Source organism: Nocardioides sp. Z30_9, assembly GCF_058215735.1.
In genome coordinates this window covers 776,065-799,567 of sequence record NZ_JBZAJF010000002.1, presented here as the reverse complement: position 1 = coordinate 799,567, position 23,503 = coordinate 776,065, and the positions used below count along the sequence as shown (strand labels likewise).

22 protein-coding genes are annotated in these 23,503 nt (G+C 68.1%); 6 read left to right on the top strand and 16 right to left on the bottom strand.

The genetic code is table 11. The features are described 5' to 3' along the window. Nucleotides 1-2: 2 nt before the first annotated feature. Both AC4BGB_RS14520 and AC4BGB_RS14515 read right to left on the bottom strand, forming a co-directional pair. Entirely contained in the window at nucleotides 3-788 is a 786-nt protein-coding gene (locus AC4BGB_RS14520) for a CpaE/TadZ family protein (protein WP_490547589.1), read from the bottom strand. Next, nucleotides 788-1,555 (bottom strand): hypothetical protein, encoded by a 768-nt coding sequence (locus AC4BGB_RS14515; protein ID WP_490547588.1) that lies wholly within the window; start codon nucleotides 1,553-1,555, stop codon nucleotides 788-790. Before AC4BGB_RS14515 ends, AC4BGB_RS14520 begins: the two co-directional genes overlap by 1 nt. A 200-nt stretch (nucleotides 1,556-1,755) precedes the next feature. Here AC4BGB_RS14515 and AC4BGB_RS14510 point away from each other — a divergent pair, with 200 nt between their 5' ends. Then, nucleotides 1,756-6,360 (top strand): FtsK/SpoIIIE domain-containing protein, encoded by a 4,605-nt coding sequence (locus AC4BGB_RS14510; RefSeq protein WP_490547587.1) that lies wholly within the window; start codon nucleotides 1,756-1,758, stop codon nucleotides 6,358-6,360. Between the two features lie 21 nt (nucleotides 6,361-6,381). Here the strand turns inward: AC4BGB_RS14510 and AC4BGB_RS14505 are convergent, their stop codons facing one another. The 4 genes from AC4BGB_RS14505 to AC4BGB_RS14490 all read right to left on the bottom strand — a co-directional run bounded on the left by AC4BGB_RS14505 (nucleotide 6,382) and on the right by AC4BGB_RS14490 (nucleotide 10,065). Further along, nucleotides 6,382-6,960 (bottom strand): hypothetical protein, encoded by a 579-nt coding sequence (locus AC4BGB_RS14505; protein ID WP_490547586.1) that lies wholly within the window; start codon nucleotides 6,958-6,960, stop codon nucleotides 6,382-6,384. A gap of 74 nt (nucleotides 6,961-7,034) precedes the next feature. Next, nucleotides 7,035-7,604 carry a hypothetical protein gene (locus AC4BGB_RS14500; protein WP_490547585.1) on the bottom strand — a complete coding sequence of 190 codons (570 nt, stop codon included), beginning with the start codon at nucleotides 7,602-7,604 and terminating at the stop codon, nucleotides 7,035-7,037. Nucleotides 7,605-7,612: 8 nt separating this feature from the next. Then, nucleotides 7,613-9,766 (bottom strand): DUF6571 family protein, encoded by a 2,154-nt coding sequence (locus AC4BGB_RS14495; RefSeq protein WP_490547584.1) that lies wholly within the window; start codon nucleotides 9,764-9,766, stop codon nucleotides 7,613-7,615. Further along, nucleotides 9,766-10,065, bottom strand: a complete 300-nt coding sequence (locus AC4BGB_RS14490) for a hypothetical protein (protein ID WP_490547583.1) — start codon at nucleotides 10,063-10,065, stop codon at nucleotides 9,766-9,768. The genes AC4BGB_RS14495 and AC4BGB_RS14490 overlap by 1 nt, the downstream gene beginning before the upstream one ends. A gap of 224 nt (nucleotides 10,066-10,289) precedes the next feature. On the opposite strand from AC4BGB_RS14490, the gene AC4BGB_RS14485 reads away from it, so the two are divergent. After that, nucleotides 10,290-10,565, top strand: a complete 276-nt coding sequence (locus tag AC4BGB_RS14485) for a WXG100 family type VII secretion target (protein ID WP_490547582.1) — start codon at nucleotides 10,290-10,292, stop codon at nucleotides 10,563-10,565. Nucleotides 10,566-10,650: 85 nt separating this feature from the next. Here AC4BGB_RS14485 and AC4BGB_RS14480 read toward each other — a convergent pair whose 3' ends face one another. The 3 genes from AC4BGB_RS14480 to AC4BGB_RS14470 all read right to left on the bottom strand — a co-directional run bounded on the left by AC4BGB_RS14480 (nucleotide 10,651) and on the right by AC4BGB_RS14470 (nucleotide 12,975). Continuing rightward, complete coding sequence (locus tag AC4BGB_RS14480) at nucleotides 10,651-11,118, bottom strand: Fur family transcriptional regulator (protein WP_490547581.1); 468 nt, start codon at nucleotides 11,116-11,118, stop codon at nucleotides 10,651-10,653. A 2-nt stretch (nucleotides 11,119-11,120) separates the two neighbouring features. Further along, nucleotides 11,121-11,621 (bottom strand): heme-binding beta-barrel domain-containing protein, encoded by a 501-nt coding sequence (locus AC4BGB_RS14475; RefSeq protein ID WP_490547580.1) that lies wholly within the window; start codon nucleotides 11,619-11,621, stop codon nucleotides 11,121-11,123. Between the two features lie 529 nt (nucleotides 11,622-12,150). Continuing rightward, nucleotides 12,151-12,975, bottom strand: a complete 825-nt coding sequence (locus tag AC4BGB_RS14470) for a beta-keto acid cleavage family enzyme (protein ID WP_490547579.1) — start codon at nucleotides 12,973-12,975, stop codon at nucleotides 12,151-12,153. Nucleotides 12,976-13,560: 585 nt separating this feature from the next. Here AC4BGB_RS14470 and AC4BGB_RS14465 point away from each other — a divergent pair. The 3 genes from AC4BGB_RS14465 to AC4BGB_RS14455 all read left to right on the top strand — a co-directional run bounded on the left by AC4BGB_RS14465 (nucleotide 13,561) and on the right by AC4BGB_RS14455 (nucleotide 14,809). Further along, nucleotides 13,561-14,091 (top strand): hypothetical protein, encoded by a 531-nt coding sequence (locus AC4BGB_RS14465; protein ID WP_490547578.1) that lies wholly within the window; start codon nucleotides 13,561-13,563, stop codon nucleotides 14,089-14,091. Between the two features lie 170 nt (nucleotides 14,092-14,261). Further along, nucleotides 14,262-14,567 (top strand): hypothetical protein, encoded by a 306-nt coding sequence (locus AC4BGB_RS14460; RefSeq protein WP_490547577.1) that lies wholly within the window; start codon nucleotides 14,262-14,264, stop codon nucleotides 14,565-14,567. Between the two features lie 11 nt (nucleotides 14,568-14,578). After that, nucleotides 14,579-14,809: a hypothetical protein gene (locus tag AC4BGB_RS14455; protein WP_490547576.1), complete on the top strand. Its 231-nt coding sequence runs from the start codon at nucleotides 14,579-14,581 to the stop codon at nucleotides 14,807-14,809. On the opposite strand, the gene AC4BGB_RS14450 is transcribed toward AC4BGB_RS14455, so the two are convergent. Both AC4BGB_RS14450 and AC4BGB_RS14445 read right to left on the bottom strand, forming a co-directional pair. Then, complete coding sequence (locus AC4BGB_RS14450) at nucleotides 14,794-15,597, bottom strand: SGNH/GDSL hydrolase family protein (protein WP_490547575.1); 804 nt, start codon at nucleotides 15,595-15,597, stop codon at nucleotides 14,794-14,796. The two genes, AC4BGB_RS14455 and AC4BGB_RS14450, sit on opposite strands and share 16 nt — an antisense overlap. Nucleotides 15,598-15,670: 73 nt before the next feature. Next, nucleotides 15,671-16,462: a class I SAM-dependent methyltransferase gene (locus tag AC4BGB_RS14445; protein ID WP_490547574.1), complete on the bottom strand. Its 792-nt coding sequence runs from the start codon at nucleotides 16,460-16,462 to the stop codon at nucleotides 15,671-15,673. Nucleotides 16,463-17,004: 542 nt separating this feature from the next. Between AC4BGB_RS14445 and dtd the strand changes: the two genes are divergently transcribed. Then, nucleotides 17,005-17,430, top strand: coding sequence for a D-aminoacyl-tRNA deacylase (gene dtd, locus AC4BGB_RS14440; protein WP_490547573.1), 426 nt, complete (start codon nucleotides 17,005-17,007; stop codon nucleotides 17,428-17,430). Here dtd and AC4BGB_RS14435 read toward each other — a convergent pair. The 5 genes from AC4BGB_RS14435 to AC4BGB_RS14415 all read right to left on the bottom strand — a co-directional run bounded on the left by AC4BGB_RS14435 (nucleotide 17,408) and on the right by AC4BGB_RS14415 (nucleotide 23,471). Then, the gene (locus tag AC4BGB_RS14435; RefSeq protein ID WP_490547572.1) at nucleotides 17,408-17,857 is read right to left on the bottom strand and encodes a VanZ family protein; all 450 of its coding nucleotides are present in this window, start codon (nucleotides 17,855-17,857) and stop codon (nucleotides 17,408-17,410) included. The genes dtd and AC4BGB_RS14435 overlap by 23 nt on opposite strands. Before the next feature lie 104 nt (nucleotides 17,858-17,961). Continuing rightward, nucleotides 17,962-18,930, bottom strand: coding sequence for a GDP-L-fucose synthase family protein (locus AC4BGB_RS14430; protein WP_490547571.1), 969 nt, complete (start codon nucleotides 18,928-18,930; stop codon nucleotides 17,962-17,964). Next, a complete protein-coding gene (gmd, locus tag AC4BGB_RS14425; RefSeq protein ID WP_490547570.1) occupies nucleotides 18,927-19,973 on the bottom strand; it encodes a GDP-mannose 4,6-dehydratase in 1,047 nt (348 codons plus the stop codon). Before gmd ends, AC4BGB_RS14430 begins: the two co-directional genes overlap by 4 nt. A 234-nt stretch (nucleotides 19,974-20,207) precedes the next feature. Beyond that, the gene (locus tag AC4BGB_RS14420; RefSeq protein WP_490547569.1) at nucleotides 20,208-21,389 is read right to left on the bottom strand and encodes a CDP-glycerol glycerophosphotransferase family protein; all 1,182 of its coding nucleotides are present in this window, start codon (nucleotides 21,387-21,389) and stop codon (nucleotides 20,208-20,210) included. Nucleotides 21,390-21,455: 66 nt separating this feature from the next. Next, nucleotides 21,456-23,471 (bottom strand): hypothetical protein, encoded by a 2,016-nt coding sequence (locus AC4BGB_RS14415; RefSeq protein ID WP_490547568.1) that lies wholly within the window; start codon nucleotides 23,469-23,471, stop codon nucleotides 21,456-21,458. Nucleotides 23,472-23,503 lie beyond the last annotated feature (32 nt).

Below are 23,503 nucleotides of genomic sequence, written 5' to 3'. Positions count from 1 at the left end.
CCCTACGAAGCGTTCTGACGGACGCGGCCGGTCAGGTTGGTCATCTCGTCGATACGTGTGGTCAGGTCGACCAGCGAGCGCACCAGTACCGAGCGGCGGATGTTGCGGCCGGACTCGGTGCGGAGCACGGTGGCGGCCTTGGAGTCCTCGGCGATCACGCCGAGCCCGCGCACGGGCAGGCCCGCGGAGGCCATCAGCCGCTCGGCGTCGGCCAGGCTGCGGGAGTCGGACGCCGAGGTCACCATCGCGATCCCGGTCGGGGTGGCGTCGATGGCACCGAGATGCAGCGACTCCTGCAGTCCGCGCAGCCGCTCCCGCAGGTGGGCGACGTCCTCGAGCTCGCCACGGCTGACCAGCACCACGGCGTCGGCGTTGTCGATGATCGCCATCGTCGGGGATCCCGGGGTGAGCCGGCCGCAGTCGGCGAGCACGTCGTACTGCCGGGAGCGGCGCAGGGTCAGCGCGATGTGCTGCCACGCCGGCCCGAGCCCGAGCACCTGGCCCGGGGTGTTCACGCCGACGAGGGTGCGCATCCCGCCGGCGGTGGTCTGCAGGTGGTCCTCGAGGTCGGCCTTCTGCCCGGCCCGCACCGCGGCGCCGAGGGAGAGCAGCCCGACCGCCGGGTTGAGCGGGTCGCCGCTCTCGTTGCGGTAGCGCAGTCCGGTGTCACCACCGGCCGGGTCGAGGTCGGCCACCACCACGGGCCGCGGCCACAGGTGCGCGAGACCGGCGAGGGTGACACTCACCCCCGGTGATCCCTTGGCCGAGGCGAACGCGATCAGGGACATCAGTTCCTGCCTCCGGAGAGGTCGGCGATGTCGGCGTCGTCGATTCCGATCCCGCGGCCGGTCAGGGCGATGCCGAGCCGGTCGGTGCCGGCCGCGCCGACGACCTGGTCGGCCACGCTCTGCGGCACGATCACCGTGGCCACCGAGGCGCCCGACTCACCGCCGAAGCCGCTTGACTTGGCCCCCCTGACCTCGATCACGAGCCCCTTGGCCAGCGCCTGGGAGGGAGCCTGGGCGTCACCGATCCGGACGAGGCGTACGGCGTCGCCGCCGCGCAGGTCCGGCGGGAACTTCCCCGCCATGAGCGGTACGCCGACCTGGGCCTCGTCCACCTGGAGCGGCGGCTGCTTGCGCAGCAGCTCGGGCTGGAGGAGCTGGCCCTCGTAGATGGTCTGGCGGGCGAAGAGCTTGTCGACGACCTCGTCGGTCGCGTCGACCGAGATCGTCTTGAGGCTCTCGCTGGAGACGTTGGTCGAGGTGAGCATGTCCGAGGTGATCCGCTGGCCGGCCGTGACCTTGGTGTTCACCACGAGCACGGACTCGCGCGAGTCCATCCGCACGGCGAGCAGGCCGGCGAGGGCCGCGCCGCCGACGATCAGCAGGACGGCCAGCGCGGTGAGCGCGGGACGCTTGCGTCGGGGCGGGGAGGGGGCGGCGGGGGTGAAGGAGGCACCGGTGGAACCGGGACGGCGGAGCCCGCCCGAGGTCTTCTTGCCCGGTGCGGAACCGTTCCCGCGCCCTCGGGACTGGTCGGTGGTCTGGGACATGTGCTCTGTCTCCGGTCAGTCGGTATCGGAACGTCTGGGCACGGCAGCGCTCCGCCCCCCGGCGCTTGTCTTCCCTGAAGGCAAGCGGACGAAACCGACTCTAATCGCCATAGGGCCCTTCACCGACCAAGTTGCCCATGTTGGTCACGGTTGGCCTTAACCTCGGACATCGGACCACCCCCGCAGCAGAGAGCCACCACATGCGCTTGCTCGTGACGATCGAGGCGGCCGGGTCGGGCAACGACCCGGCCACGGCGCACGACGTCGTGCTCAGCTACAGCCCCGAGACCCGGGTGCGCGACCTCGCGGCGGCGCTGACGCGCACCCCGACGGCGGTGCCGGCCAACGTGATCGCGCTCCCGGGCGCTGCGAGCGTGCCCACGCTGACCGGTTCGCTCGACCTCTACCTCGGCGACGAGCTGCTCGACGGTGACCAGCGGGTCGACGAGAGCCCGATCCGGCACGGCGTGGTCCTCGGCCTGGGGCAGCCCTCCTCCCAACGGCTGCGGGAGCCGCAGGGCCTGGTCGAGATCCGGATCTCCTCGGGCCCCGGCGCCGGGCACGTGCACCGGCTCGGGATCGGCCGGGCCACGATCGGGCACGGTCGCCACTGCACCATCCGGATCCCCGAGCTCGCCCGGCAGCCGCAGCCCGAGGCCCTCGAGGAGGCTCTCGTGCTCGAGGTCGCCACCGACGGCACGATCACGCTCACCCCCGACGCGGCCGTCGTGGACCAGACGATGCCGGTCCCGTTGCGGCGCGAGCCGGTGACCGCTCCGATCGTGCTGGCGGCCAGCACCATCTCCGAGGCGCAGAAGAAGCGCCGGTGGGGCATCGGCCGGCGCAGGACGGTGCAGGAGTTCCAGCTCGGCGAGCGGATCGACCCGGCGACCGCCGTACCCGTCGTGCACCTCGACCGCCGGCCGCTGACCGGCCCGACCCCGTGGAGCACCGGCCAGGTGCTCGGCATCGGCCCGGTGCTGTTGGACCGGGTCGAGGTCACCCAGCCCGACGCCTCGCTGAGCCCGAGCGTGGCCACGCCCGAGCTCGACTACAACCGCCCGCCGCGGTTGCACCCCGCCCCGGGCGTCAAGGAGTTCAGCGTCCCCAACGAGCCCCGGCGGCCCGACAAGGTGGCGTTCCCCTACCTGATGATGCTGGTCCCCGTCGGCATGGGCATCACGCTCTACCTGATCACCGGTTCCTACTACAGCCTGATGATGATCGCGGCCAGCCCGCTGATGCTGCTGGCGAACACCACCGGCTCCCGGCGTGAGTCCCGGAAGCGCTACGCCCGCGAGATGGCGGAGTACCAGGAGCGCCGTGTCCGCGTGGAGGAAGCGGCCCTGGAGTCACTGGTCTCCGAGCGCGGCACCCGGCGGCGCAACTTCCCCGACCCGGCGACCGTGCTGCTGTTCGCGACCGGCCCGCGGGCCCGGCTCTGGGAGCGCCGCCGCTGGGACAGCGACTTCCTGCACCTGCGGCTCGGCACCACCGACCTCCCCTCCGAGGTGACCATCCAGGACCCGGCCCGGGCCAGCCACGAGGGCCCGCTGCTGTGGACCGCGCCGGACGTGCCGGTGACGGTGCCGATGACCGGCGTCGTCGGCATCGCCGGGCCCCCGGACCGCGCCCGCACGCTGGCGATGTGGGCCGTGGCGCAGGTCGCCGCGATGCACAGCCCCTCGGACGCGACGATCACCGTGCTCACCGGCGAGCAGGCCTCCCCGGACTGGGACTGGGTGAAGTGGCTTCCGCACGCCCGCAACAGCGAGGACCACCCCCGCCCGGTGCGGTTGGCCAACGACGAGGAGACCCAGGCGCTGGAGATCAGCCAGCTGCTGGCCGAGCTCGAGGCACGTCAGGGCCTCAAGGAGCCGGCCCGCGCCGGACTGCAGTGCCGGATCGTGGTGCTCGACGGCGCGCGCCGGATCCGGATGTCCCCCGGGGTGATCTCCCTGCTCAAGAAGGGCCCCTCGGTCGGCCTGTTCTTCCTGTGCCTGGAGCAGACGGTGCGCGAGCTCCCCGAGGAGTGCAGCACCGTGGCGGTCTGGGACGGCGACAAGCTCAACCTCGAGGTCAGCACCGAGCGCACCGTGGACGCGATCCGTCCCGACCTGGTCGACGGCCTCTGGCTGGACCGGATCGCGCGCGCGCTCGCGCCGATCCGGGACGTGTCCACCGAGGACCTGGCCAGCAACCTGCCCGGCGCGAGCCGGCTGCTCGACGTGCTGCGGATGGGCGAGCCCGACGGCGGCGCGGTGCTCGCGGGCTGGGCGCGCGGCGGGCGCACCACCAAGGCGGTGATCGGTGAGTCCACCGACGGGCCGTTCACGATCGACATCCGTGCCGACGGCCCGCACGGCCTGGTCGCGGGTACGACGGGCTCCGGAAAGTCCGAGCTCCTCCAGACGATCATCGCCTCGCTGGCGGTGGGCAACCGTCCCGACGAGTTCAACTTCGTGCTGGTCGACTACAAGGGCGGGGCGGCGTTCAAGGACTGCAACCGGCTGCCGCACACCGTCGGCATGGTCACCGACCTCGACGGCCACCTCACCAGCCGGGCGCTGGAGTCCCTGGGCGCGGAGCTGCGTCGCCGTGAGCACCAGCTGGCCCGGGCCGACGCCAAGGACATCGAGGACTACCTCGCCGGCCGCGGCCCCGACGACGAGCCGATGCCGCGGGTGCTGATCGTGATCGACGAGTTCGCGGCGCTGGTGGCCGAGCTGCCCGACTTCGTCACCGGCCTGGTCGACGTGGCGCGACGGGGCCGGTCGCTCGGCGTACACCTGATCCTGGCGACGCAGCGGCCCGCGGGCGTGGTGAGCGCGGAGATCAAGTCCAACACCAACCTGCGGATCGCGCTGCGGGTCACCGACGCCGGCGACTCCGACGACGTGATCGAGTCGCCCGCCGCGGCCCAGATCGCGAAGAGCTTCCCCGGACGCGCCTACGCCCGGCTGGGGCACTCCTCGCTGATCCCGTTCCAGAGCTCCCGAGTGGGTGGCCGGCCGCTGGGCGCCGGCGGCGGGACGGTCCGCTACGAGGACCTCGACTGGGACAACCTGCCGGTGCTCGGCCGCGGCCCGGTCGAGGAGAGCTCGGAGGACGACGACGTCAGCGTGCCGACCGACCTGGCCGCGCTGGTCTCCGCGATCACCGAGGCCAACGACGGCCTCGGGCTGCCGCCTCCGCGCAAGCCCTGGCTCGAGGCGCTGCCCGAGTCGCTCACGCTCGACGACGTGCTCGGGGAGTTCCCCGCCGCGACACCGTCGGCGGACAACCTGGTGCTGCCGTTCGGGCTGGTCGACGTACCGGCCGAGCAGCGCCGCGACGTGGCCACGTTCGACCTCGAGGGCGGCGGTCACCTCGGGATCGTCGCGGCCCCGCGCGCCGGCCGGTCGACCGCGCTGCGCGCCCTGGCCGGGGCGGTGGGCCGGTTCACCAGCCCCGCCGACGTGCACCTCTACGGCGTCGACTGCGGCAACAACGCCCTGCTCCCCCTGGTCGGCCTCCCCCACGTGGGCGCGGTGGTGACCCGGGACCAGACCGACCGGATGGACCGGCTGGTCTCACGGCTCCGCCAGCTGATCTCCGAGCGGCAGCAGGCGCTGGCGGTGGCCGGCTTCGCCGACGTCACCGAGCAGCGCCGGCACGTGCACGGCCCCGACCGGATGTCCTACGTGGTGGTGCTCTTCGACCGCTGGGAGGGCTTCTACGCGGCGTACGACGGGCTCGACGGCGGCCGGCTCGTGCAGGCGTGGCAGCAGATCATGCAGGAGGGTGCCGCTGTCGGGATCCGGGTCGTGATGACCGGGGACCGCACGCTGCTGCTGGGCCGGATGTCGACCCTGTTCGACGACAAGCTGCTGATGCGGATGGTCGACTCCAGCGACTTCACCACGATCGGGATGCACTCGCGCCAGATCCCCAGCACCATCGCCGACGGGCGCGGCTTCCGCTCCGAGGGCATCCGGGAGACCCAGGTCGCGCTGCTCACCGACGACTCGCTCGGCACCGCCCAGGTGGCCGCGATCCAGAGCATCAGCCGGGAGGCGACCGAGCGCTACGCCGACGTACCTCGTGCGCAGCGGCCGTTCCGGCTCGACGTGCTCCCGGTGCGGATCGGGCTCGAGGAGGCGCTCGAGCTCGAGAGCCAGTCGCTGACCCCCTCGACGCTGGTGCTCGCCGTCGGCGGCGACACCCTGGGCCTGCGCACCCTCGACGCCCTCGAGCACGGGCCGGCACTGCTGGTGACCGGCGCCAGGCGCACCGGCCGGTCCACCACGCTGCGCACGATGGCGACCTTCGCGCTGCAGCAGGGCTGGAAGGTCGTGGTGTTCACCCCGCGGCTGAGCCCGCTGCGCGACCTGTGCGCGGACCACGCGGACGTGCACGGTCCCTTCGACACCAGCTCCGACGAGGGCGAAGTGACCAGCCTGCTGGAGAAGCTGCGCGACGACCCGGCGCCGCTGCTCACCCTGGTCGACGACGTGGAGCTGTTCGGCGCCGACGGCTGGGTGCCGGCCCTGCTGGAGAAGCACCTCGACAAGCTCCGCGACACCGGCTCGGTGCTGGCCGCGGCCGGGACGCCCAGCGAGATGGGCGGGATCTACCGCGGCCCCGTGGTCGCGTTGAAGCGCACCGGCTCCGGGATGATGCTCTCCCCGCAGACCAGCAGCGACGCCGACATGTTCGGCGCCCGGATCGCGCGGTCCGCGCTGGGCCAGTCGATGCCGCCCGGCGGCGGCTTCCTGATGCGCACCGGCTCGGCCGAGCGGGTGCAGGTGATCTGGCCGGAGTGAGCCGCGAGAGAGCCAGAGCGCTCAGCGCCCGCTGACCTCCTGGATGCGGGTGACGACCTCGGGCATCGCCGCGCCGACCTCCTTGCCGGCGTCGAACCCCTCGGCCGGCTCGAGGAGCCGCAGCACGACGATCCGCTCCGGAAGGATTGATACTCCCCTCGCGCCCGCGCCGTCGGGCAGCACGTAGGTGGTGTCGTCCACCTTCTCGAAGCCGGGGACCTTCCCGGAGGCCAGCATCTGCTGCGCCTCCTTGTAGTCGCGAGTTGTGGCGTTGAACGTCGCGAGCCGGAGCGCGTCCTCGCCGCCACGCACCAGCGTGCAGTTGCCGTCGTACGCCGCCGGCAGGTTGCCGTCGATCACGGCGAAGCCGGGCTCGGTCCTGTAGCTGCCCGGGCCGACGAGGCTGCGGAGCAGCGACTCGGGGACCAGCCGGGTGATCGGCAGCTCGGCGTCGGCCAGCGCGCAGTCACCGCTGATCGTCAGGGGCTTCTTCTCCTCGTCGTCACCGCCGCACCCGGCGAGGCCGGTCAGCAGCAGGCAGGCCGCGAGGCCGGTGGCGATCCGGCCGAACAGGGTCGGGTCGTCCTTGATCCTGGGCACGCGTTCACCCAACCATCCCGGCCAAACCGGGGGTTCCCCGGCTGCAGTGCGCGGACGGGGAAAGCCCTGGAGCCCTATTCGCCGGGAGGCGGCGTGAGGGAGGCGACGCGGTCGGCGACCTCGGCGACGGCCGCCCCGGTCTCCTTGACCACGTCGATCCCCTCGGCGGGACGCAGGACCCGCAGGACCACGATCCGGTCAGGCAGGATCGCGACGCCGCGGGCTCCGTCGGAGCCGTCCGGGAGCACGTAGGTCGTCTCGTCCACCTTGACGAAGCCGTCGAGGTCGCCGGAGGCGATCGTCTCCTTCGCGTCGGTGTAGCGGGGGTCGGAGCTGTTGACCAGCCCCAGCCGGATGGCGTCCTGGCCACTGTCCGACTGCTGCAGCGCACACTCCCCGTCATAGGCCGCAGGCAGCTTGCCGTCCCGGACGATCAGCCCGCCGATCGCCTTGTAGTCGCCGTCGCCGACGAGCTTCTCGGTCACAGCCGTGGGCAGCACCTTCTCGACGGCGAGCTTGTTCTCCCCCAGGCCGCAGTTGCCGGACACCTTCATGCTTCCTCCGTCGTCGTCGCCCCCACAGCCGGCCGTGACCGCGGCGAGCACGCCCGCCAGTGCCAGTCCGACCATCTGCCGTGCGCGCATCTCGTGCCTCATCCGATGTTGGGGAACTGCTGGTCGTACTTCTGGATCAGCTCGTCGGGGACCTTCATGCCGGGCGCCTTGCCGTACCAGCCGGGGCGACCCTCGCCACCCAGTCCCTCGGTCCAGTTCTGGAACGCCTCGGAGCCGTAGTTGAAGCCCTTCACGTTGCCGTCCTCGTCGAAGGTCAGCGCCTCGCGCGGCGGCCCGGCGACCGACCCCGGACCGAGCTGGCTGTTGCCCGCGGCGATCGTGTCGTCGTCGAAGAACCCGTTCTGCAGGAGCACGTTGAGCGTGTCTCGCTGCAGTGCCTCCTTGTTGCTGGTGTCCGCGCCGGCGTACAGCGAGTCGGCCGTGCTCGGCGACTCCCCGAGCCGGTCGATCGCGGCGCCCTTGAGGGTGTCGAACCCCCACCCGGCGTACGTCGCTCGCAGGCCCTCGCCGGGGATCTTCAGCGCGGGGATGCTGCCGGCGAGGTCGAGCCAGCTCTTCAGCGCATCCGCCTTGGCCTGCTCGAGCTCCTCCTCGTTCTTCTTGCCCTCGTAGGCCTTCTGGAGGATCGCGGCCAGCACGGAGGGACCGGCGCCGGCGGCGTTGGTGAAGGCGGGCACGTCCTGACCGCTGAGGATGCGCCACTTCATCTCGGGGTCGTCCGCGAACTCCTGCGTGAGCTGGTAGGTCATCCGGACCCGGTTGAACGCCAGCGTGGACACGGAGATCTTGTCCATGTTCTCGGAGTCCTCGCCCAGGGTGTTCAGGACCTTGTCCATGTGCTGGGTCAGGAAGCTCATCCCGTAGGGGCCGCCGGGGATGTCGAGGGAGTTCTCGTCGCTGAACCACTGTGAGAGGTCGTCGTCGGTCGAGTTGGTGCTGTAGTGCCGGTAGAGGTCGGGCGTGTAGTCGGCGACGATGTCGGCGATCTCGTCGCGCATCCCCTTGTACATCTTCCAGCCGTCGTCCTGGCCGATGCCGAAGATGCCGCCGTCGGAGCCGTCGTTGGTCTTCGACCCGATCAGGGCGATCGTCTGGGAGGCGATCATCGCCGAGATCCGCCCGCTCTCCTCGCGGTTGCGGAAGCTGGTGGAGGCGGCGCGCAGTGCCTGGCCCAGGCCGTCCCCCTCGTCGCTGTGCCGGGAGCCCGACCAGGTGCGGTCCTGGAGGAGGTACTGCATCCGGGCGTTGACCGAGACGTCCTTGCCGTCGATCTCCACGTTCCTGTTGCCGCCCTCGCTGAAGAACTTCTGGGACGCCTCCGCGTTGCGCCCCAGAGCCGCGAGGACCCCGGCGAGCGGGTCCCGTACGTCGATGTACTCGCCGTTCTTGTCGTAGGCGTACCAGGAGCTGTCGGGCACGCGCTGCGCCCAGGTCTGGTTGTTGTCGGCCATCGTCGTGGTCTCGTAGTCGTAGACCTTCGTGGAGACGGTGTCGAGGAACGTCGTGCCCCAGGCGCCGCCCTTGAGCAGGTCGCCCAGGATGGCGGCCTCACCGTTGATGTTGTTCTCGTCGGTGATCGCGTCGACCCACTCCTGGGCGTAGCCGACGGGCAGGGCGAGGTCGGGTGACTCGTTGCGGGTGGCCGTGCTCAGCGCCGTGCTCAGCCCGTCCACGATCAGCATGTGGTCGGCCAGCAGCGCCTGGAACTCCTCCTCGGAGCCGCTCATGCCGTTGCTGCGGGTGTTGCCCATCATGTAGCCGACGTCGCGCAGGTAGATGGCCAGCTGCCCGGGGTCGGTGCCCTTGGCCAGGGACGCGGCGAAGTAGGGGTCGTTGGCGTACTGCGAGAGCCACCCCGCCAGCTCGGGGTCGGGGCCGTCCTCGCCGCCGTCCTTGATCCGGTTGGCCGCCTCGGTGCCGAGCTTCATCGCCTCGGTCGGGCTCAGGGTGGAGAGCTTGGACTCGTCGATGGACACCGGGGTGCCGGCCTTGAAGTTCGGCGTGGCCGCCGCGATCGCCTGGGCGAGCGAGAGCCGGCGCCGGAGCCCGGGGACCTGTCCCTCCACCCAGCTGGCCGCGGTCTCCAGGGGTCGCGGCGGGCTGGTGTCCAGGGAGACGCCGCCGAGGATCCCGGCGAGGTCGGTCTTCACCCCGCGCAGGTCGCTGGCAGCGGTGCCCATGGTCGTGACCAGGGCCTTCATCGCGTCGAGGTCGATCGCCGCCATCGCCATCAGCGGGCTCCTGCCGGGAGGTCGTCGTCGGCGTTGGGGTCCACGATCTCGGCCGGGCAGGTGTCGTAGGCGTGCTGGATCTCGTCGACCGAGGCGGTGCCACCGCTGACCGCCGTGGTCTGCTGGCCGGTGAGCTCGGCGGAGAAGTCGCCCGAGGTGCCGCCGGTCCAGGCGTTGGCGGTCATCGCGGTCGCGGCGGACTCGAGGATGCCGGGGATGGTGCCGGACTTGGTCCGGGCCGCGGCCAGGGCAAGCCGGAGCTCCTCCTTGCGCGGGTTGTCCTTCATCTTCGGTGGCAAGACGTCTCCCCCATGTTTCCTGGCCAGCTCAGGCGCCCTCGTCGCCGCGATGTCGGAGCGAACCTGCCCGGTGAGCGGTGTCGCGAAACTATAGGCCTGACCGCGATGCCCGTTTTCCTGGTTTGGTGGAAGTCGGCGCTGGGCATGGCTACGGTGACGTGGTCACGGGCCCGCTCGGCGGGGACGGACCGAATCACACACACACCTCAGAGGGGGATGCACACATGGCAGAAGTTGGTGGAGATCTCGAGACCCTGCGCAACTTGCACAAGGGGCTCGACGACGGCGGACAGAAGGCAGTGGAGTTCAAGACCACCCTGGACGGGCACATCAACCAGGCCGTGTGGAAGGGCGCCAACGCCGACAAGTTCCGCTCGGCGTGGGAAGAGTTCAAGCCCCACTTCGACAAGCTCGGCGCGGCCCTGAACGAGGCCCGCGACGACGTGCGCACCCAGCACAACAACATCGCTGCTGCCACGGGCGAGTCCGCACACATCTGATCCACGTCTCGAACCACAAAGCGAAGGGCCGGACGTTCTCGTCCGGCCCTTTCGTCATGCCCGGGTCGGCTCAGCCCGGGTCGGCTCAGCTCGGGTCGGCGCAGTCCGAGCAGGTGCCGAACACGGTGAGGTGTCCGTAGTCCGGGGAGAACCCGTGCCGCCCGGCCAGCCCGCCGAGGGCCTCCTCGATCTCGTCGAGCCCGACGCTGATCACGTTGTCGCAGCTGCGGCACACGAAGTGGGCGTGCTCGTGGCCCCGGGCGGCGTGGTACGTCGGCGCCCGGTCGGTCAGGTGCGCGTGCCGGATCAGCCCGACCTCGTCGAGCAGCTCCAGCGTCCGGTAGACCGTGGAGAGGTTGATCGACTCCGAGTGGGTCCGCACCTCGGCGTACACCTCGTCAGGAGTGGCGTGCCCCAGCGTCTCCACCGCCGCGAGCACCAGGGCCCGCTGCGGCGTGAGCCGATACCCCTTCTCCCGGAGCAGCTCCTGCCACCCCTTGTCACCGTTGGTGGTCGAGCCGCCCCCACCGGTGGTCGAGCCTGTCGAGACCATGGCTACTGGCGCTTGAGCTGCGCGTGTGTGTGCGGCTGCAGCTCCTGGCCCATCGCGGCCATGTCGAAGGCGTAGAGCAGGTCGCCGTTGACGTAGCCGTAGAGCCGCTTGCCGCCGACGTACTCCTTGGCGGTGGCGGTGCGTACGACGGCATCGGTGGCCATCTCGAACCGCGGCTGCTCGGGGTGGAGCTCGCCGTGCCAGGTCTCCACGAAGCCGGTGTTGTGCGCGAGCAGGAACTCCAGCGTCCCGTCCTCCTGGGGCCGGATGAACCCGGTCTCCTGGGCGGCCTCGCGGACGTGGTTGCCCTGCTCGTCGACGATCCACGAGCGGCTCATGTAGTGGATGAACGGCCGGCCGTCCTGCTGGAAGAGCAGCTCCTGCCCGAACTGGAACGGCTCGATCGTGGGGTACTCCCCGTGCCCGTTCCCGGCCCAGGTCCCGAGCAGCCACGCCAGCCGGGCGCAGTTGGGATGGATGTTCTGGGGGATCTCGAAAGGCATGGGTGAAAGTCTAGGTCCCCGCCTAGGTGGTCGAGCCGAGCCACTTGGCGGTCGAGCAGCGAGCGCAGCGAGCGATCAGTCGAGACCCCCACTCGGCGATCGAGCCCGACCAACCAATACCTAGCTGCAAGAGGCCATCCACGGGATCATCCCGGTTCGACCACCGCGGATCCGGATCGTCGAAGCCAACGGGTTCGTGCCTGCGCCAATAGGGTCAGGACTCAGACCGAGGTCAGTCGCTCCGAGGGCGGCGTAGCGACGGAGTCCAGCGGCCCTTGGGAGACCGCCAGGGGCAGTGCAGCCGAACTCTGGAAGACGGCGTCGTGTCGAACGTCAAGAAAACGGAAGTATGTCCGGAAAGCGAACCAAACCAGCGCAGCGAGAGCCAGCAACAATGCAACGTTCATGGCGCGTACTTTAAGGGGCGGAAGCGTTCTTCGCCCCTGTGGGAACGTGCTGGTCTATTAATGCCAAAATCGTCCACAAAGTGACTGGTCCGCATCTCGCAATACGAAATAGTTGACTTTCGCTAACTGTCCGCGCCAATCAATTCCCGGGCCTCAGAAGAACTCATCGGAGTCCGCTGGGCGAGCCGTCCCATCTCGACCGCACGGGCGACCAGCTGCTCGTTGTGCTCGACCGGCACTCCCCGCGCGAGCGTCAGCACGTCCTCCATCCCGACGCGGAGATGACCGCCCTTGGAGAGCGCGGCCAGACCCACCGCCAGGGTGGAGCGGCCGATCCCGGTCGCGGACCAGCTCGTGGTCTCCGGGGGCAGGGCCGCCACGGCCGCGACGAGGGCGTCGGTGGTGCCGGGCATCCCGCCGGGCACGCCCATGACGAGGTCGACGTGCACCTTCCCGCCGTACGGCAGGCCGTGCAGGTCGAGCAACCGGCGCAGCGCGGCGACCTGCCCGAGGTCGAACACCTCGAACTCGGGTACGATGCGACGCTCCTGGCTCAGCTGGTAGAGCTCACGCACGAACGGCCACGGGTTGAGGAACACGTCGTCGCCGAAGTTGGTGGTGCCCATCGTCAGGCTGCAGGAGTCGGGTTGCGCGTCGAGCACCTTGAGCCGGTCCTCGAGCGGGTCGTGCACGGACCCGCCCGTGGAGAGCTGTACGACGAGCGTGGTCTCCGAGCGCAGGGCGGCCACGGTCTCCTGCAGCCGGACCGAGTCCAACGTGGGGCGGTGCTCGTCGTCGCGGATGTGCACGTGGATCATCGCGGCCCCGGCCCCCTCACACCGCACCGCGGTGGCCACCAGCTCCTCGAGCGTCGTGGGCAGCGCAGGACAGTCAGCCTTGGTCGTCTCCGCGCCCGTCGGCGCCACCGTGATCAGCAGGTCTCCCATGGTCGACGAACCTACCGGTCTGCCCCCCGGGCTACCGCCGCCGGCTACCGCTACGCCCGAGCGTTCAGCACAAACCTTGCAGGGTCTTTCGCGCGTAGTTGCATGCATGGACCAACGGCTGCACAGCCCAATCCGCGTGCCTATTGCCGAACTTACCTCGCCAAGTTCAGAAACGTATCTAGGGTTGACCCTAGATACGAAGTTCAGGACACGATGACGGACCTCAGCACCCGGGCCCACGAGCAGTTTCCGCCCTTCCAGATCTCGCACTGCGGCTCACGGCTGGTCCTCGGGAGATTGACCTATCGTCGCGGAACTGGCTGCGATGTCTGGAGGGATTCGCTTTGTCATCCGAGCCTTCCTAGTCCTCCAACCACCTCTGCCCCTCTCCGGCGCCCTTCGACGTAGGACCTTTCTGCCGCCTATGCGGGTCTCGCGGGCGGCAACGTCTTTGCCGGTGCGCAGCAGTTCCGTGGCCCGCTCTACTTCGGCCCGGACCCGATCACGGGCTCCCCGACCGGGTTCGGCCTCCAGGCCCTCGTCAAGGACGACACGAAGCCCTGGCCCACGAAACCATCCCAGTCCGTGGTCGAGTGGTACCACGACGGCACGGTCGGCAACCTGCTCCACCTGACCTCTGGCCCCACGACCTCCCCGTCGGATGCTCCCTCCCTGATCGCGCTCGGCGTGGACTCCGGGCGCACCGGCCTGTTCATCCACAACCGGGACGACAACGGCGGAGGCGTCGGCCTCAAGATCACCCAGCGTGCCGGGATCACCAACCCCCAGCACCACGGGATGCGCGTCAACCAGTCCTCTCCTGGTGCTGTCGCGGCGTGGTTCGGGATCGGCTCAGGAACGGGCACCGCCGAGGTCGCCCGCTTCACCGCCAACGTCGTCCCCCCCAGCGGGCAGAAACTCGTCACGTTCCGCACCACCCGCACCACCACCGATGACACCCTGCTCGGCTACGTGGACGCCTTCTCCGGTGCGTTCGTCTGGCAGGGTGGCGCGTCGTTCCAGCCCGAGACGACTGGCGGCATCCCGCTCCTCGTCGTAGGCCTACCCGGCCAGACCGCGAACCTTCAGGAGTGGCGCGTAGCGGGTAGCGGGTAGCGGGTAGCGGGTAGCGGGTAGCGGGTAGCGGCACGGTCGCAACACTCGACAAGACGGGCAAGTTCGTCTCGACCAGTTCGGCACAGGCGACGGCGTACTCCGCGCAGGGCGCAGGTGCCTTCCTCGAGTTCTACGACACCGCCGGCCCGGCCAACGCCCGTCGATTCCAGATGAAGCAGTCTTTCTCGACGCTCCTGCTTCGCGCACTAGACGACTCGGGTGCGTCGCTGCGCAGCGTTCTGCAGATTCACCACACCCATGGCGCGATCACACCGCTCGACGGCGGTCACTTCATCCTCGGCACCACCACGGGGACCAAGTTCGGCACTGCGACCAGCCAGAAGCTCGGGTTCTTCAACGCGACTCCGGTCGTGCAGCCCTCGGGGACCCCGGCAGCAGCGACCGACCTCGCCACCGCGCTGACGCTGGTCAACGACCTGCGCACCAAGCTCATGACTCTCGGCCTTGCGGCATGACAGGAGAACCAGTGACCAACGAACCCCCCACCTCAGCCGAGGTGCGACTCCTCAAGGTGGTCGTGCAGCCCGTGTTCGTCGTCCTCGCTGACGACGGAGCAGAGGAAGTGTCGGCCCAGCCAATCACGGTGGCGGGCAAGGGTTGGCGCAAATTCGGGGAGACCTCGTTCGGAGAGGACGACATGGCGGCCGTGGCCGAGCAGTACGCCGCCGCGCAGGCCGAGGATCAGCCTGACACCTGATCCAGCAGCCGCTCGGCGATCAGCTCGTACCCGAGGTCGTTCGGGTGGAACAGGTCGCTGATCTTCGCCTTCGGGTCGACCGACTCCCCCGGATACACCGGCAAGCCAGCCGGACCCCTGGTGTCATCGCGGTCGAACAGGTCGGTGAGCGGCACGTACCGACCCTTGTGCGCCACGCACTCACGCTGGATCACCGGGTCATAGGGCGCGGCCTCCTGAGCCGGACGCCACGTCCCGGCACAGAGAAGCACCGCGTCCGGTGACGCCGCCCGCATCCGGTCCAGCAACTCGTTGTAGCGCCTCCCGAACGCCGGCAGCGGCGTGCGGGTCGCGTCGTTCGTTCCGAGCTCCACGACGACCAGACCCAGGTCGCTGGGGAACGACTCGATGGAGTCGATGACCCGGCCCTGCGCCGCATCCGAGATCGCAGCCGTCTCGACCTCCACCGGGCCGGCTGCCCGCAACTTCCGGATCATCAGGTTCTGGTAGGTGTTCGCCTCAACCGAGGCGCCGACGCCCTTGGTCAGCGAGTCGCCGATCCACATCGCCTCGAGCACCTTGCCGTCACGAGGGACCTTTAGCGGGTTCGTCTTCGGCGCCGACTCCTCCTCCTGCTGACCCATCGTCATGGAGTTGGCCTTCATTGGCGGCACGTCCGTGGCCGGTGGATCCTTCGGTCTCATCGCGTATATGACCAGCACCAGGGCGAGCACGGTCAATGCGGCCACGAGCCGGTACTGCTGCTGGCGGGAGAGCTCAGGCAGATTGCCGCGTCGTCTCGAGGACACGGCGCACACCATAGGGCCGCCCAGGCCACCGTGACAGTGTCTGTCTCAGCCTCGACCACTCCACCCACTTTCGTTATTGGCTGACCAGCGGCTTCCGGATGGCCCCGATGAAGCCCGACCGTCGGTCCTCTTGAGCTACGATCCACGGCTGCCCGACCTGTTCGGTGAAGTCGACGAAAGCCTTGTTGTCCTCGACGTCGTCGCACAAGAGAAGACCGCCCGGCCGGAGCTTTGGCCAAGCGGTCTCTAGTTCCCAGGTCATGTTCCTGTAGGTGTGCAGGCTGTCATGGATGAAGAGCGGCACCGATCCGATCAGCAGCCGGTCCAGCACTCGTCGTGATGCACCCCGAACGTAGGTCCAGCGATCGCGTAGATCCTCCGTCACGGCAATCGCCGACTGGGTGTGCCATCCCTGCACGAGTGGCGGGAGATCCACGCTCTGTAGATGGCCGACGCCGTTCTCCCGCATGGCTACAAGGATCATCCGCGAGGTGACCCCGCGAGCCACCCCAGTCTCGACAACAACGTCTGGCTTCATGTGGCGGGTAGCGGCGTAGGCAGCCGAGGCAAGGGACATACCCCCGTCGTACCCCTTGCCCGCGACGTGGCCCGACTCCCGAAGCACGTCCTCGGCAGCCATCCATGCGCTCTGGAACCCAGAGCACTCGGTGCAGTTCATGCTCCAGCCCATGAGTCCGTGCAGCCGCTCGAGCCACGGACCGTCGTCGCTGAGACGCGGACGGGGCAGATGCCTCTCCCGCCGCACCTCCACCTGACCCATAAGCCGGTCGATGAACTCGCGCGGGTCTCGGCGACCAACCTCAGCAACACGTCTGGCGTAGGCGAACTTCTCGACAGCAGTCATGCCCGCAGACCATAAATGCTTTTGTAGTCCGCCCGCATCCGAGCGTCTCAGAAATGCCCGACCGGTTAACTACCCCCGGTTGGCTCGCTCTACCCGCCCAGTTGACTCAGGAGGCGTTGGATCGTCTCGACAGACCATTCGTTTCCTTTCAAGAGCAGCCCCAGGACGATGCTCAGCTTGATGACGAAGTCGAGAGCTTCGTTCCCCGTGGTCAGCGAACTCTTCGCCTTCGGCGTGGGCTGCCATCCCACCGAGCGGGCAACATCGACCGCGCTTTGAGCGTCTGCAATACGGGCAACCTCCCGCCGTAGCTCCTCGAACTCGTCCCGAGATGCGGTCGCTAGATGTTGAGCCACTCTCCGCAGTCGCCCATCCGGTCCCGTCGAAAAGGCGCCGTCTCCACCCGGTGCTGCCTCGAAGGTCGTTTCGCAAGCGGGGCACTCGATGGGGACTCATCGGCAGTCACGATCTCAGCACCCGCCCCACTCCACCCAGAAAGGTCGGCTCCAAGCAACGGGAAGAGGCCACCTATCCTCGGACGCATGCGTGCCGTGCTCCAGCGAGCCACCTCCGCCTCCGTGACCGTGGCCGGCGAGGTCGTCGGCCGGATCGAGGAGCCCGGCCTCGTCGTACTCCTCGGGGTCACCCACGACGACGGCCCCGAGCAGGTGGCCTGGATGGTCCGCAAGATCCGCGACCTGCGGATCATGCGCGAGGAGCGCTCGGTGGCCGAGCTCGGCTCCCCCGTGCTGGTGATCAGCCAGTTCACGCTGTACGGCGACGCCCGCAAGGGCCGGCGTCCCACCTGGTTGGCGGCCGCTCCCGGGGAGGTGTCGGAACCGCTCTACGAGGAGGTGTGCGCCGGCCTCGAGGAGCAGGGCACCCACGTCGAGCGAGGCGTCTTCGGAGCCGACATGAGCGTCGAGCTGGTCAACGACGGCCCGGTCACGATGATCCTGGAGAGCTGATCCCCGTTCGCCGGCGGGCAATCAGGAATCGCAGCCCCGCGCCGAGGCCCGCCCCGACCGCGTTGGCGACGATGTCGCTGAAGCTGGTCTCTCTGCCAGGCAGGAACAATCCCTGCAGGAGCTCCACCGAGATCGCGCCGAGGAGGCCGTACGTCGTCCAGTCCTGCCAACGCAAGCGCGGCCAGACGATGGATCCGAGGAACGTCAGTGGCGCGATCAGCAGCACGTTCATCAGCACCTCGATGCGCGAGAACGTGACCCACGAGCCCGGCAGGAAGTGTCCGAGGACTTGGCCCACGTCAGTCACGACCGCTGCCTGGGCGCTCGACGTGGGGGCGAGGAGCGCCACCGCCAGAAGCAAGGCGTAACCCACCAGGCAGATGTGAGACCCGCGGCCGGATCGGGCTTCGTGATCCGACAAGGTCATCCGCCGTTCTCATCGCAGGGACGGTAGAACAGGCTAGTCCCACGAGCAGGTGCACGGCTGTCGCCTGGTGCGCCCTCCACTCGGAAGCCTGTCGCTCGAACCACCTATTCGCTGGGGCGGGCGACGTTGTCTCGGTACCACTCCACCGTGGAGGCGAGACCCTCGCGAAGATCGATGGTGGCTGTCCAGCCCGCGTCCCTGAGCTTGCTCACATCGAGTAACTTCTGCCCAACTCCGTCCGGCTTGGACGTGTCCCAATGCGTCTCGCCGCCGAACCCCACTACATCCGCCACCTGTGCTGCGATCTCCTTGATGGTGGCGTCACGGCCAGTCCCGACATTGACCTGTTCCGGTCCGTCGTAGTTTTCGAGTAGGTGAAGGCAGGCCACCGCCAGGTCGTCCACGTGCAGAAACTCCCGTCTCGGGTGCCCCGTCCCCCAGTTGGTGACCTGATCAGACCCCGACTGGACGGCTTCGTCGTAGCGCCGGATCAGCGCCGGCAAGACGTGGGACCCCTTGACCGAGAAGTTGTCGCCCGGACCGTAGAGGTTGGCTGGCATCGCTGAGATCCACGGCAACCCGTACTGCCGCCACACCGCCTGCACTTGGATGATGCCAGCGATCTTGGCGATCGCGTAGGCGTCATTGGTCGGCTCGAGGTGCCCGGCTAGCAGCGACTCCTCGCGGATGGGCTGGGGAGCCAGCTTCGGGTAGATGCACGAGGAACCCAAGAACAGCAACCGCTCGGTGCCATGTGCCAGTGCTGCGTCCATGACATTGACTTGGATCTGCAGGTTCTCCGAAAGGAAGTCGACCGGATAGGTGTTGTTGACCAAGATCCCGCCGACCTTTGCTGCTGCGAGCACCACGTAGCGGGGCCGGCTATCGGCGAAGAACGAAAAAACGTCCTCGCGGTGTCTCAGGTCCAGTTCAGTCGAGGAGCGCCCGACCAGTTTGGTGAAACCTTCGGCCTCCATCCGCCGCCAGATAGCCGATCCGACCAGACCCCGATGTCCGGCGATGTACGTCGTCGAATCCCGGTCCAGTGGCCCGCGTGGGGAGCCCTGCGTCATGACTGGGAGAGATCGAGTACTGGCCAACCGGCCACGATTGGCTGGTCGATCCAGGCCCTGCCCTCGTGACCGAGTGACTCAATGTCCGCGTCGACCATGATCCGCGCAAGTTGCCCGGTGTCGACCAGTGCCTTCCACCCCAGTTTGGACTGTGCCTTGCTGGCATCTCCGATCAACGCGTCCACTTCCGACGGCCGCAGGTAGCGATCGTCGAAGCGCACGTGCTTCTCCCAGTCGAGACCGGCATGCTCGAAGGCGGTCTCCATGAAGTCACGCACGGTGAAGCTTCCACCCGTCGCCAGGACGAAGTCCTCAGGCTCATCGGCCTGCAGCATCCGCCACATGCCCTCGACGTACTCAGGCGCGTAACCCCAGTCCCTGATGGCGTCCAGGTTTCCGAGGTAGACCTCGTCCTCGATTCCAGCCTGGATGCGTGCGACGGCTCGGGTGATCTTCCGCGTTACGAACGTCTCCCCCCGCCGGGGCGACTCGTGGTTGAACAGGATGCCGTTGACCGCGAACAACCCGTAGGCCTCACGGTAGTTGCGCGTCATCCAGTGGGCGTAGACCTTGGCCGCACCGTAAGGAGAGCGTGGGTGGAAGTGCGTCTGCTCGTTCTGCGGCGGAGGGGAGGCGCCAAACATCTCAGAGGACGAAGCTTGGTAGTACCGGCACTCCACACCGGCCACGCGCACTGCCTCGAGGAGCCGCATCGCCCCCATGCCCGTGGTGTCACCTGTGTGCTCAGGTTCGTCGAAACTGACCCTCACGTGAGACTGAGCGGCGAGGTTGTAGACCTCGTCTGGAGCGATCGAATGCATCAACGTCACCAGACGGGCCCCGTCGGAGAGGTCGCCGTAGTGCAGGTGAAGTCGGTTTCCTGGCTCGTGGGGGTCGAGGTAGAGGTGGTCGATCCGCGCGGTGTTGAACGTGGACGCGCGTCGAATGAGTCCGTGCACCTCGTACCCCTTGCCCAACAGCAACTCGGCGAGGTACGACCCGTCTTGTCCAGTGATCCCTGTGATGAGGGCTCTCTTGGTCATGGCGACTCCGTTCGTAGATGGCCACCGTGGATCGCCCGGGCGGACTGGGACGAGTCTCCCCTACTTGCAGTAACCGCTGAGCGAAGCCTCCGGGTACGTCCGACGCGAACTGCCGCCGTCACACCTGACCTCAGATGCTCGCAGGCCGTCAATGGCTCCCGCCGGTGCGGCCATCATCACCACGCCGAGGCTCGGATTGCCATCACCTTGTGCGCGCCAGCCGACGCAGCCCCTTCAGGTCGTGTCCCCGCCTTCTTGGTCCTCGACGAGTGTGACGATGTCCCTCCAGACGGCCTCGGAGGCGTCCTGGCCACGTAACGGGTGGAAGACCGAGGTCAGGAACTCCCGCTGCTCCCGTTTCGTGTCCTGGCCTTCGAGGACTGTGCGCAGATTGCGCTCCAGCTCCTCTCCGGTCTTGGCGATCGGCCCCGGGTACCACTGCTCGTGAGGTTCGAGCGTCATGCTTCGGGTCGACAAGTACTGCAGCGCGTCGGGAGCGGCCCCGAGCATGGGCTTGTCCACCACCAGATAGTCGATCCAGATCGCCGAGAAATCAGTGATCAGGCAGTCGGAAGACGCCAGAAGCTCATAGAACGTCAGCCCGAGCCCCTCCAATGCTGCGTCCGTTGCCGAGATGAGTCGATCTGTCGGGGTGATTGTCCCGCGTGCGGCTGGGTGGAAGCGGAACCAAAGCTCAGCATCATGCTCCTCCAGCAGCGGCACCAGCGCGTCGACTGCCTTGCCGACGAAGTCCTCGAACTGATCCTCATCGCCCTCCGACCGACTCAGTCCGGTCCGCGACACCCGGTAGGTTGGTGCCCACACGACGCGACGCTTTGCGGCGCTCAGCCGAGTTGAGGGCTTGAGGAGCATTTCATGCCGGGGCATGCCGGTGATCCGCACGGATTCGGGGTGCACTCCCGACTCAGCCACCCGCCACGCAAGCGACGTCGAGTTGCTTGCGTACATCCGGTCGTAGTACTCGCGAGGCTCGCCCGCAGCCATGCCGGACGTCTTCCCCAGCTCACCGTGCCAAGTGGTCACGCTGTATTTTCCGAATCCGCGACGTCGTTTACCGAAGACTCCGTGTGTAGAAACACACACCCGCGAACGCAGGTAGAGCCATAGCCCACGTGCGCTCATCCGGCGCACCAACTTCACCTTCACGTTCAGCGCCTGGGCGCGTGCCTTGGCTCGGGCTGGGTCGTTCGCCAGGACGAAGACGCTGGCTGGGCATGCCGGACTACGCAGTAGGGCGATCACGTTCTCGTCGAGATCTGGAAAAGAGACCAGCACTGTCATGTCCGTACCCGGCACCACATGGTCGAGCAACTGGATCGCCCGGTCGACCAGGTCCTTGCGCCGACTGACGCGATATCGGACGGTCGGTCGTTTCCGCCTGCGCAATCCCGTCACTTCAAGCTCCTCGCGACATCGTGGGGCGGCCTTCGTCAAATTGTGCGTGCTCCGAACCTACCGGGATCACCGCGATCGTTTCTGTGGACGACGCATGCGGACCTCGAGCCGGATCCGTCGTGGAATGCGGTTGAGTCGCTGCTGATTCTGGTCCTGCCAAGCACGAAGCTGGAGCAAGGCCCGCCACGGCTGGCTGCTCCTGAGCGCAGTGCCCGCACGCCAGGAGTTGTTGCGACGCAGGGTTCGGTCACCTCTCAGCCGACGTCGCAGTACCGTTCGCGTGGTGATCGGCTGGGCGACCGGCAAGAACGGGTCTGACAGTTCCTCTTCCCAAGGGAAGTCCCCCCAGCTCGCCACCTCGGAACGCGTAGGCGTCGTCCAGAAGCCACGCATGACCTCCCACACGAAGTCCGAGCAGTCGGTGCTGCCAGCTTCAGCCGGGAGATGGGGCGCCACCAACTCGGCCACTCGTACGGCGACGTCATGCACCTCCGGTAGTCCCCACGCGATGACGGGGGCATTGCTTTCAGCCTGCAGGACAGGCTCCATCACGTCGCCGTTTCGCCTGTAGTCCACCGTCCTGCCGACGGACCCCGCGCAAAACATCTCCACCAGGACGTTCGGGGACTGCAGCCCGCTGACCGACGCGGGATGGGTCTGCTGGTCGAAGAGCCAAGGCACAAAATCGACTCCGAGCCGCCCCTCCACCTCAGCGGGAGCACCGATGACGCCCATGACCAGGTGAGTGACTGGCGCGCCGCCAGCAGCTGTCACGAGCAGGTCGAAGGCGCGGGCGGTTCGGCCCGTCCAACCCGCATCTACGAGTGCCGATGGCACACCATCGATGAGGCCTTCCTGCCGGAAGTAGGCCATCGTGCGATCTGCAGACTGCGCGGCAGCCTCGCGCACCAGCGAGGCCAGCGGTGCAGTCTGAAGCGCAGAAGACAACAGTTCGCGTTCGGCTGCCGACAGGGGGGCGTCTGCGCGACCCGGGGCGGTCATGGGGAGCTCGGTAAGCGCGTAAACCTGCTCCGGAGTCAGATGGACACGGGCCAGGACGCTGCGGGCACTGAAGTCAGGTTTTATTGACACCCACTTCCTGAGCACGTCGTCGGAGAGCGCGGCTGCCCCGAACGTCCAGGGCTGTCGGGACCCGTAGAGGTAGCGGAGCTCGATATCTGGCGCGAGTCGTCCGATCACCTGTTCAGCGACCCTGAGCATGATCTCGCCGTCGCGTGCCACGTAGTAGAGGCGCTTGATGCCCCGCATGCGTGCTTGGGCGAGCACCCATAGCGCGTAGCCCACGAGCATCGGTGCGACTGAGCCGCTGGCCACATCGGCTCGAGGGGCTGCAACCCCTCGTTCACGCGCCTCGAGGCGGGCCAACCGGGAGGCGCCCGCCAAGAACGACGTGAATGAGGCGGTCTCCTCGGAGTATTGCTCGAGGATCTCCTCGTACTTGCTGAGCTGGGCACTGTTCTCCAGGCGGCTATGCCAACCCTCGACCCTCGCTGCGGCGAGATCGCTGCGGGGGTTGTCACCTACGTGCTCGAAGTCGTAGCCCGTTCCGATGGCCTGAGCTACAGCGTCGAAGAGTCCGCCCTGGAACTTGCTGGCTCCTCGTTCTGCGGAGGTGAAGATCCGTTCCCCCGGCGCGGCGAGTCCGTGTGCACGGAGAAGCTCACCCAGAAATACCTCTGTGTGCGGGGTGTCCGACACGAAAATGACCTGATTGGCCTTGGCGCGAGCGTCGCGGAGAAGTCTGGAAGCGCTTGGCGTCGGTGTGGTGAGCATCCTTTCCACCTGCTCTTCTTCGAGGGCCCATCGCTCGGCAACCGTAACGTCGACAGCCAGCAATCGGGCGACCTCGGCGTAGATCTCACGCAGAGTGGCAGGCCGCCCGAGCAGCCGTGTCAGCTTCCTGTCCTGCCGTTTACGCGCTGCAGCGAAGCCCCCTACTGACAGTGGGATCAACCCTTCGTCGGCCAGCCGACCTGCCAGGATCGGAAAGACTGCGTCAGGAGACCCGACCCGTCGAGTGAGCAACGTGTCGAATACGTCGAAGGACGAGATCGTGGACACGGAGATGCTCCTTCCAGCGATCGTGGACCTCG